The sequence below is a fragment of the Priestia megaterium genome (genome assembly GCF_009497655.1).
GTDB classification, from domain to species: Bacteria; Bacillota; Bacilli; order Bacillales; family Bacillaceae_H; genus Priestia; species Priestia zanthoxyli.
In genome coordinates this window covers 68,247-76,501 of sequence record NZ_CP023319.1, presented here as the reverse complement: position 1 = coordinate 76,501, position 8,255 = coordinate 68,247, and the positions used below count along the sequence as shown (strand labels likewise).

The 8,255-nt window shown below is 34.6% G+C and carries 7 protein-coding genes and 10 tRNA genes; 15 read left to right on the top strand and 2 right to left on the bottom strand.

Going from position 1 to position 8,255, the window contains the following annotated elements:
- The first annotated feature begins 12 nt into the window (after positions 1 to 12).
- The 12 genes from CEQ83_RS26885 to CEQ83_RS26825 all read left to right on the top strand — a co-directional run bounded on the left by CEQ83_RS26885 (position 13) and on the right by CEQ83_RS26825 (position 2,809).
- A tRNA-Cys gene (locus CEQ83_RS26885) sits at positions 13 to 86 on the top strand.
- A gap of 12 nt (positions 87 to 98) precedes the next feature.
- A tRNA-Leu gene (locus CEQ83_RS26880) sits at positions 99 to 187 on the top strand.
- Between the two features lie 9 nt (positions 188 to 196).
- Positions 197 to 273 (top strand) — tRNA-Arg (locus tag CEQ83_RS26875).
- A gap of 4 nt (positions 274 to 277) precedes the next feature.
- Positions 278 to 354, top strand: a tRNA-Pro gene (locus CEQ83_RS26870).
- Positions 355 to 359: 5 nt separating this feature from the next.
- A tRNA-Ala gene (locus CEQ83_RS26865) sits at positions 360 to 435 on the top strand.
- A 10-nt stretch (positions 436 to 445) separates the two neighbouring features.
- Positions 446 to 538, top strand: a tRNA-Ser gene (locus tag CEQ83_RS26860).
- A gap of 11 nt (positions 539 to 549) precedes the next feature.
- A tRNA-Asp gene (locus tag CEQ83_RS26855) sits at positions 550 to 625 on the top strand.
- A gap of 11 nt (positions 626 to 636) precedes the next feature.
- Positions 637 to 710: transfer RNA gene (locus CEQ83_RS26850), tRNA-Gly, on the top strand.
- A gap of 12 nt (positions 711 to 722) precedes the next feature.
- A tRNA-Ile gene (locus CEQ83_RS26845) sits at positions 723 to 796 on the top strand.
- 42 nt (positions 797 to 838) lie between these two features.
- Positions 839 to 910, top strand: a tRNA-Glu gene (locus CEQ83_RS26840).
- A 909-nt stretch (positions 911 to 1,819) separates the two neighbouring features.
- Positions 1,820 to 2,431, top strand: a complete 612-nt coding sequence (locus CEQ83_RS26830; protein ID WP_014462076.1) for a recombinase family protein — start codon at positions 1,820 to 1,822, stop codon at positions 2,429 to 2,431.
- Positions 2,432 to 2,611: 180 nt separating this feature from the next.
- Positions 2,612 to 2,809 carry an IDEAL domain-containing protein gene (locus CEQ83_RS26825; RefSeq protein WP_033580880.1) on the top strand — a complete coding sequence of 66 codons (198 nt, stop codon included), beginning with the start codon at positions 2,612 to 2,614 and terminating at the stop codon, positions 2,807 to 2,809.
- 550 nt (positions 2,810 to 3,359) lie between these two features.
- On the opposite strand, the gene CEQ83_RS26820 is transcribed toward CEQ83_RS26825, so the two are convergent.
- Positions 3,360 to 4,208, bottom strand: coding sequence for a hypothetical protein (locus CEQ83_RS26820; protein WP_049166430.1), 849 nt, complete (start codon positions 4,206 to 4,208; stop codon positions 3,360 to 3,362).
- Positions 4,209 to 4,395: 187 nt separating this feature from the next.
- Between CEQ83_RS26820 and CEQ83_RS26815 the strand changes: the two genes are divergently transcribed.
- Positions 4,396 to 5,130 carry a hypothetical protein gene (locus CEQ83_RS26815; RefSeq protein ID WP_014462080.1) on the top strand — a complete coding sequence of 245 codons (735 nt, stop codon included), beginning with the start codon at positions 4,396 to 4,398 and terminating at the stop codon, positions 5,128 to 5,130.
- A gap of 187 nt (positions 5,131 to 5,317) precedes the next feature.
- On the top strand, positions 5,318 to 5,977 hold the full coding sequence (locus tag CEQ83_RS26810) for a DUF1796 family putative cysteine peptidase (RefSeq protein ID WP_049166429.1): 660 nt from the start codon (positions 5,318 to 5,320) through the stop codon (positions 5,975 to 5,977).
- A gap of 1,105 nt (positions 5,978 to 7,082) precedes the next feature.
- On the opposite strand, the gene CEQ83_RS26805 is transcribed toward CEQ83_RS26810, so the two are convergent.
- Positions 7,083 to 7,826, bottom strand: a complete 744-nt coding sequence (locus CEQ83_RS26805; protein WP_049166428.1) for a hypothetical protein — start codon at positions 7,824 to 7,826, stop codon at positions 7,083 to 7,085.
- A 171-nt stretch (positions 7,827 to 7,997) separates the two neighbouring features.
- On the opposite strand from CEQ83_RS26805, the gene CEQ83_RS27315 reads away from it, so the two are divergent.
- On the top strand, positions 7,998 to 8,159 hold the full coding sequence (locus CEQ83_RS27315; RefSeq protein WP_176542911.1) for a hypothetical protein: 162 nt from the start codon (positions 7,998 to 8,000) through the stop codon (positions 8,157 to 8,159).
- Positions 8,160 to 8,255: the final 96 nt, after the last annotated feature.

Sequence of the window (8,255 nt, the reverse complement as noted above, 5' to 3'; positions counted from 1 at the left end):
CATATATATATTGGCGGCATAGCCAAGTGGTAAGGCCAAGGTCTGCAAAACCTTTATCACCGGTTCAAATCCGGTTGCCGCCTCCACGTATAAGTCCTGCCGGGGTGGTGGAATTGGCAGACACACAGGACTTAAAATCCTGCGGTAGGTGACTACCGTGCCGGTTCAAGTCCGGCCCTCGGCACCATTTTAATAAGCGCCCGTAGCTCAATTGGATAGAGCGTTTGACTACGGATCAAAAGGTTAGGGGTTCGACTCCTCTCGGGCGCGCCATAAACGGGAAGTAGCTCAGCTTGGTAGAGCACTTGGTTTGGGACCAAGGGGTCGCAGGTTCGAATCCTGTCTTCCCGACCATTTATGGGGCCTTAGCTCAGCTGGGAGAGCGCCTGCCTTGCACGCAGGAGGTCAGCGGTTCGATCCCGCTAGGCTCCACCATACAGTACACGGAGGAATACCCAAGTCCGGCTGAAGGGATCGGTCTTGAAAACCGACAGGGGTGTTAAAGCCCGCGGGGGTTCGAATCCCTCTTCCTCCGCCATTTTCTATTTTGGTCCCGTGGTGTAGCGGTTAACATGCCTGCCTGTCACGCAGGAGATCGCGGGTTCGATTCCCGTCGGGACCGCCACTTTAAAATATGCGGGTGTAGTTTAGTGGTAAAACCTCAGCCTTCCAAGCTGATGTCGTGAGTTCGATTCTCATCACCCGCTCCAAATCCAAGTAAAGGGCCTATAGCTCAGCTGGTTAGAGCGCACGCCTGATAAGCGTGAGGTCGGTGGTTCGAGTCCACTTAGGCCCATCATGTTTTATAGTAATTGAATTTAACTTATAAATTGATACTGGCCCGTTGGTCAAGCGGTTAAGACACCGCCCTTTCACGGCGGTAACACGGGTTCGAATCCCGTACGGGTCATCAAAAAAGCAGTTTGCATTTGCAAACTGCTTTTTTATTTCTATTAAATAAAATTAGGAGGAGATTGAATAAGAAAAGCGAAATAAGCTGTGGTAGCTTCTGCCGTAGGTTTAGTTATTTAGTTAGCGACTCCATTAGCTCTACCGAATTTAGGAGGTTCTTCTGGATCAGCAGAAGCTGCTGATGTTGAAGGAGACGTAACGGAAAAAGCGTTCTTTGAATCTGCTCAATAGTACAATGTGATGGTACTGGGTCTTTAGAGGATGATTCGAACAAACAGGTGATGACCAAAAAACGGTCAACTTTCATAGACCTTAACCGAATGGACTCTTCTGTAACGAGAAACAATGTTTAAAGATCTCCACCATTTCATGTATTAATAACTTAAAATCTTAAATAAAATATTCTCCTTAATATAAATGCCTTTATAAAAGTTGTGCTAATCTCTTTTCTTAATTGCTGAAAATTTGTATCTAATCCCCCCATTGTATGTAAAACAAAAGTTAAATTCCTTACAGAGCGTTTCTCTGCACGTTAAAGACATATAATTTAATGTTTTTTATTAATAAATACTGTAATTAAATAATCTCTGCATAAATTTAGACCTTTCTTCTTATCACATTAATTTAATAGGGGATATAATATCAATTTCCTATGTATTGTTCATGACATAGTTATTTGGCTAATGTTTAAATCACTAAGGAAATACTTCTATACATTTAATAAATATATAAAAGGAAAGTTCGTAAAAGTATACTTTTACGAACTTTCCTTTTATATAAGAAATCTACTGTTTTTATCGTTCGTTTAAGTAAGAAAAATAATTACGAACGTTCTCTTTATCTCATACACTTTTGCGAACGTTTTTGGTAGAATAAAAAGAAGATAGACACAAAAGGGAGTATAAAAATGGAAAATAGAAAATTTGGATATATCCGTGTAAGCAGCCGAGATCAAAATGAAGGACGACAACTTCAGTCCATGGAAGAAGTGGGCATATCTCCTCGAGATATTTTCATGGATAAACAAAGTGGAAAAAATTTCAATAGAGAACAGTACCAATTACTAAAACGAATGATTCGTAAAGGAGATATTCTTTACATTCATTCACTAGATCGTTTTGGTCGTAACAAAGAAGAAATTTTACAAGAGTGGAATGCTATTACGAAAGAAATTGAGGCAGACATTGTTGTCTTGGATATGCCTTTGCTGGATACGACTCAGTATAAGGATAGTTTGGGAACCTTTATTGCAGATTTGGTTCTTCAAATTTTGTCCTGGATGGCGCAAGAAGAACGAGATCGTATTCGTAAACGCCAGCGAGAAGGAATTAATGCTGCGCTGAAGAGTGGTATATCTTTTGGCCGTCCTAAAGCCCAAGTTAGCCAAGATTTTATTGAGGCTTATAACCGTTGGAAACGAAATGAAATTACAGCCGTACAGGCAATGAAGGAAGCGAATGTAAAAAAGACAACGTTTTATAAATTAGTAAAACAACATGAGGATGCAATGAATATGTAAACTGTTTAAGCTAGTTTATGTTTTACCCTTAGAGCTTTGAAATAAATATTATTCTTTATGTCAAGATATCTTTTATTCCACATTCTTCTATGTACTAATTTATCTATTAACCTCGTATTAAAACAATGAAAAAAGGAAACACTATTTTTAAAAGAGAAATGATAAAGGGGTTAATCGTTTATGGAAAATAATATATCCAACGAAATGAGTCAACTTGAAAAAAATATATCTGATGAAATATTAGCTGAATTGTTTTTAAGTCAAGTAGCGAAACAATTCAAAAGAGGTAAAATTCTTGAAGAAATTGATCAGTCCTTAAAGAATAAAGACAAAGAAGCTTTTTTGCGTTTAACGGATGAACTAAAATTTGTATCTTAGTAAATAATTAGAAATAGGAAGTCATTATATAAACAAACCAGACTGAGTATCTTTCATAAGAGGTTAAGAACACAATTATTATGGTTTAGCTTCAATATAAATGGGATAATGAGCAGGAAAATATATTTCTATTAAGATTAGTAAATAAGCAAGCATGCAGCAGATTATAATTGCTCCTGTTACTAAAGCGCAACGAAGAAATTTCTTCATTATTTTATGTCTTTGAAACTTATTAAAGTTAATAATGTTACTCATAAAATCCTCCCTTTCCGGATTGATGGAGACATATTGTAAAAAGAAGATAAAACTATCTTCCTTAAAGATCAAAGGAATAGTTTTATCTTTTAATGTAACACGATCATACGTACTAAGAAATAGTAAGTTGTGAGATGAAGGAGATAATATGTTATAAAAAGTAAACTTATACAAATGAAATAATAAATGCAGCTTTTCGCTAGTTATATAAGCTGGCGATTTTTGCATTTTGAGAATGGAAAGTTGCCTAAGGTTACCCTACCTACTCTTAATGTAGTCTTCTTTATTCCTCAAGCTATTGAACGCGAGTTTTTATGGTTTGCAAAGTAGCTATATTATTTTGGACTGTTAAATTTAATTCATAGTATCCTCTCTCGCTGGATATACATGCATAGTCCCCTGAACATCCAGTTACAAAAAACGAGGTATTAGGAAAGTTAGGATTGATTGTAACTGAGTTAGCAAAAAATTTATGTGCATGATGAGTGAAAATCGCTAAAATTTTGTTCCTTACGTTAGAGGGTATAGCATTAAAAAACATGTTTGTCTGCATTTGAGTCATAACATGATCACCATGTATTTCCGTAGTTATACCTGGAACTCTCAAAGGCCAATGAAAATCAATAATGTAATAATAGTTAGGATCTAAGTTACTTAGCAAGTTTAAGCTATCCTGGCTAAATACCCCGCCTCGACCATTATCTAACCAAACATGACGCACCAACCCTTGTGTTCCAGGAATAACTCTATAGCCAATTAAATAACGATTGATGTACTGTCGAAATAAAGCTCTACTGTTATTTCTGTTAGTAGCCTCCCAGTTTCCTATAGAAGATCTGAAGGGAATTGATCCTAAAACATTATTTAAAATATTAGTGAACTGTTGGTAATATGTTTCAGCTACTTGTATTGAAGAAGCACCTAAAGCGTGTACATCATCTCCACCAAATATAATATATCGTTTATTACCATTGTTCACTACTCTTTGCAAAAGGGTATTAAACATACTTTGACTGTTTAAAAAACCTACATGACTATCACCTACAACTGCTAAATTAACTGTAGTAGCTAGTGGGAGTCCTGGTTGATTTTGAACGCAGTCATTTTCTCTTTTACCTTTATCGTTCTTAATGATTTTTACCACCCTTTCTGTCTATTGTTCTTGATATATTATTCATTAGATCAAGGAATGCTTGTACGATGATAAAAATGCTTCTTTATTTAAGAGAAGTAAAATAATAAATATTTTCCTTTTAAGCATGTCCAAACTCTTTTTGATTGGTAGCATATTCTGTTAATATAAATACCTTTTTACAAAGGGGAACATAACATTGCTAACGAATAGTAAACAAAATTTAGAGAAATCTATTCAAAAAAATCAAGATAAAGAGTTCTTACAATACCTTCCATTACAAATTTATAGAGAAATAGCTTTTGCAGTCCCTATCCCCCAAGGCATCTCTGACTTACCACCAACTATTTTCTTTGATATTTCCAAGCAGTTTACTCCAGACCAGGTACAAAAAATTCAAGACACTATTAAAGGTGTATTATTTAACTGGTCGTTGCATCTAACACAAAAATGGAACAATGGATTTAATAATGGTGTATCACAATTGGCTGATTGCACGAACACATATGCGGTGAAAAACTTACAGCCTTTACGTTATTTTGGTGTTAATGTTACAGACGGAAAACAGGCCACAGATTTAGCTATGGAACAATTGACAGAAGTCATTAAAGACAATGGGCTTCGCCGATCCCAAAGAGCTAGGATAGATTGGATATACACCCCTTCTCCTATAACAATACAATTACCACCGACAGTCACTAAGACTCAAACTCCGTTATCTATGATTGTTAATGTATATCAACTCCAACAACCGAATGTAACTGCCGGCCTGCTTATAGGCTCTATGTTTCATGCTTGGCTCCATAGGGGCGGTTACGACGACCCTAAAGTTACAAATTATTTTATTTCTGAATGTCCAATGTGCGTTATGAGAAGTTATCAACCCAAAAAGCCCAATGTACCCGATAGTTTGTTCTATAAATATTTTAATTAAATCAACTAGTTTAAAAGTAATGCATGATATATACAAAACGAAAGATTATAAACCAAACTATTAGCACTTAAAGAATGTTTAAAAAGGATTTTTTTCTGTAATTTCACTTTTGTATTTAATATTTTTTACAACTAGTACAATTCAATTCACTATTTAATATAGTAGGTCATAAAAAAGGAGAATTCTGTTGAACCTAAAAGAAATTAAGGGATCATACGATGTAATTGTTAGCTTAGGCAGTGCTTGTAATCCTGCAATGGAATTAAAACGCTTAAATTTAAGGACATTCTCTGGACCACTAGACTGGAGTGTATCTCTATCACTTTCTGATGTTAATAGGTTACTGAAAAATAAATTCAACAATTTTATGGAACTTGAAAACATGCAACTAACTGATGGAGCGTTTGCATTTGCCGATGATGGGGTCTTAATTGAAGGGGTGCAATCTTATTTAATAGAGGATACTCATTATAATATTATTTCAGTCCACGATTTCCAAATCATTCCACATCAACATTGGAGTGCCACATACACCTCCTATAAAGAAAAACTTACAAATCGAATTAATCGTTTTATAGAAAAAATCACAACTTCTGAATCTGTTTTATTTATTAGATGGGCTGCTACCTATGAGCAATCTTTAGAATTACAAGCAATTTTAGAACAGATTGTTAAAGGTAATTTTAATATTCTTATTCTATGCCCTGAAGAAGGATTCAAGGGTGTAAGTGAAATTAATTGGGGAATTGATAAAGTATGTGCAGTCAAAGTACCGAGACTCCCTAATGACCTGGAAACATGGAATTATGTTTTAGAAGGTATAACATTAAGTTCTAGAAAACAATAAAATGAAAGCATAAGAAGAGTTTCAAGATAAGAGAAGCAACCTCATACCTATTGGCATTGGAGAGAGGTTGCTTTTTTATGATTCACACTCGTCGAAGAATGAATAACACAGCAAGTAAATAATAATGTTATTTTTACATAATGTAACATAAAAAAATAATATTACAATAAATACTGTGTTTTTATGTATGAGCATATGAATAAAAGGTGCGCTTTTTATTCATCTCCCTGCTTTTGATTTATACGTTTAACGTTGATAAATCAAGGATGTATAAAAAGCTGCATAAAGAAGAAACAAGGCCTCATCTAGAACCCTTCTCCCAAGAGGTTTCTTTTTTGTGATGTCTTCCGGAAAAATTGATTATGTTAACTATGGGTATAATTATAAAATTAAATTATTGTTTTGTAGAGGGGAATCTAGCTCCAGCAAAGTATATTCTGTTGTCTGCTCTAATTCTACCTGGAGTAGTACTAACAACTAAAACTTCTACTCTATCTCCAGCATTTAATTGAAGTATGTCATTGATCTCTATGAAACCATCAAAACGACTAGATGCCCCAAGAAACTCAACCTCAGCATCTAATAATAAACCATTTACTAAAAAAACTAATTCTACTTCATAATCAATATTTGGATTATCTGGCTGAAAGAAGATTGATGCATTAAACGCGTATACACCATTAAACTCAGGTATAAATGTTGAAGTAGCTGCATTATATTCATTATTACCTATATCAAATTGTTCATTTGGAAATGTAACTTTTACAAAAGTATCAGTTTGAGAAATAGGAATAGTAGTATATTAGGATTAGTGGCTCTGAATGCTGAGGGACTTACAAGGTCCTCAGCATTAGCAACAAGTAAAGCATTCATACCTTTAAACGTTGAGAAATTCACTTTTTTGTTGGTTTTTCTATATAATATATTCTCTAATAAAAATAATGTTTGTATACTTGTCATGTTATATGATGAGTATCTTGAAACAAATGAACTTTATTTAATTCAATATATGCTAGTGTCTATACAAGGTACTAGTAAGATTTTCAAGAAAACCACTTAAAAATCTCTACTCTTTAACAATAACGATCTTAAATTCCTATTAAGATTATTGAAATATTCTACTCATGCTAGCTTTTTGACACTGTAACGGATTAATAGTTGGAGTACTGTTAGGAAGTATAGGAGCCATGAGATTACCTGTAAGGTTACTGTGGGCTGTATCAATATTTCCTGCAGAATCAATAAAAGGACCCGTAGGATCTATAGATTCAAACATGAATACATTATTAACAGGTTGGTTATTAAGCTGAGTAAATAAAGCATGTCCTGCTTCATGTGCAAATGCAAAAGGAGCACTCAAAGCTCTGTTACTCAATGCAATGGATCCAAAGAGTGTAAATTGAGGTACACCGTTTTCAACTCTAAAATTCTCAATTATTACTCCACCAACACCTATAGGTCGACTATTACCTGAAGGAGATGCAAAATCATTGCCACTTGTGTAAACAACGTATATGCCAGGTTGATTCCCATTCATTTGTTTAACTTGATTGATGAGATTCTCAACAGGTCCTCTAAATGCTTCATTAGTACTTAAATTGGTTGCATCTATTACTGTATTTACTTCGATTATAGGTTGTGAAATAAAGTTTATATTACATTCACCTCCACTATTCCATATCTGATTAGCTGAGGCAATGTCTCGATTAAATCTATTTTGCCGGCCATTACTATCACTGGGTGCAGAACCCGGAGTAAAGATACCATAAACATTAACCGAAGGATCACCCTGCGATTGGACTGAGTAACTATAGTTATATCTGTATTTTCTCTTTCTTGATTTTTTCAATTAATGCACTTCCTTTTATATAATTAGTACAAGTTATGTAATTGCTAATAAGTTGCTTGTATGCTTGTCCAATGACAGCACGATTATTTTATTGACTTTGGAAATTATATCCTTTAAAATTAACCAAAAGCAACGTTGCAACTTAAATACGTTGCTTGAAAAGGAGAGCATATGAGCAGGGTTAAAGAAGGTAATCGAAGACTTACATGTGATATTCCAGAAGAGTTACACAAGGAGTTACGTTTCTTAGCTGTAGAAAATGATACAAGTATTACGAAGTATGTAAAGGCTTTATTAGAAGAGCATGTGAAGAAAGTAAGAAAAGAAAAGTAAACAAAGAAAGGGCACTTCCTCTGCAAAGGAAGCACCCCATGTAGAACTTAATATGGACTTTAATTATAACATGGGTTGCCCTCAAAAAATAGGAGG

Bases quoted from the DNA above. Each gene is read 5' to 3' on its own strand.
- CEQ83_RS26830 (WP_014462076.1), top strand. From the start codon at position 1,820: ATGGAAAATAGAAAATTTGGATATATCCGTGTAAGCAGCCGAGATCAA.
- CEQ83_RS26825 (WP_033580880.1), top strand. From the start codon at position 2,612: ATGGAAAATAATATATCCAACGAAATGAGTCAACTTGAAAAAAATATA.
- CEQ83_RS27315 (WP_176542911.1), top strand. From the start codon at position 7,998: ATGAGCAGGGTTAAAGAAGGTAATCGAAGACTTACATGTGATATTCCA.